The sequence below is a fragment of the bacterium genome (assembly GCA_024228115.1).
Classification (GTDB): Bacteria; Myxococcota_A; UBA9160; order UBA9160; family UBA6930.
In genome coordinates this window covers 1-1,004 of record JAAETT010000012.1, presented here as the reverse complement: position 1 = coordinate 1,004, position 1,004 = coordinate 1, and the positions used below count along the sequence as shown (strand labels likewise).

The following is a 1,004-nucleotide window of genomic DNA, read 5'->3' as shown; positions in this document are numbered from 1 at the left end:
GTGACAGTCTGTGCGGTAGTATCCGGCTTCATGAAGGGGCCCTTGTTGAGGGGAAACGCGTGTCGCAACACGTTTCTACCGCAACTGGGGCCTTCTTCAATTCAGGAACGCGACTTCTTCATGAATTATTCGGGCTAGAGGTCGAAGCTGCCGACGCCCTGCGCCGTCCCCTCCTCGAACCGGCTCGGCCGCCAATACAGGCTGTTGTGATCGGCCTCGCCCTCATCGTAGTCTTCGACGGTCAGATTCACCCTCAAACCGTCGACCGGGCCGCCGGCGCGCTCATGCAGGGCAGCGACGGGAACGACCATCTCCACCGTGTAGCCGCCAGTCGTGCGGCGCGAAGCATGAACGTCCACAGGCGCCACCCCGCCCGTGAACAGGGCCAGGATCGGATCCTCGCGTGCCTCCTCGATCGTCACCATGGCGCTGACCATCCGGCTGAGTGCCCCGCTACGGATCAGCGCAAAGAGTCCACCGTTCTGGTTCCGCTCCGCCTTCGGCCGCGGGTCGATCGAAACCAGCACGGCGTCCTGATGTCGAGCGATTCGATCGCTCGAAGACACGATCGAATCGTCGGTCACGTCGACTGCAACGTAGAGATGGGTTTCGTCCCGGCGCAGATCGAACCGGAAGGAGGCATCACTCGCTCCGCCATATTCGGCGTGACCTCCCACCGCCGCCGGCTGATCGACCACGAAACGAAGGCGGCCCCACTCGGAGAGGTCGCCGTCGACCGTCACCTCGTGATTCAGCGCCGCGACGCCGAAATGGCCGTCCGGCACCATGGCCAGCTCTCGCTCGATCTCGACCGGTTTCCCGTCAGCGCCCTGCGTTCGAAGGGTGAAAGCCGCCTTCGCCGGCGCTAGTGATATGATTCATAAATAAAGGGCACTATTGGACTATCCACGTTACCCTCGCGGCGAACGGCCAGAGGGGCACGATGCGGGTCGCAGCCGAGATTCACCTCAGCAAGAGCCAGCGGGCGACGCTTCAGCAATGGT

1 protein-coding gene is annotated in these 1,004 nt (G+C 62.9%); it reads right to left on the bottom strand.

The features are described from left to right. Positions 1–134 precede the first annotated feature (134 nt). A complete protein-coding gene (locus GY937_00380) occupies positions 135–788 on the bottom strand; it encodes a hypothetical protein (GenBank protein MCP5055162.1) in 654 nt (217 codons plus the stop codon). Positions 789–1,004: the final 216 nt, after the last annotated feature.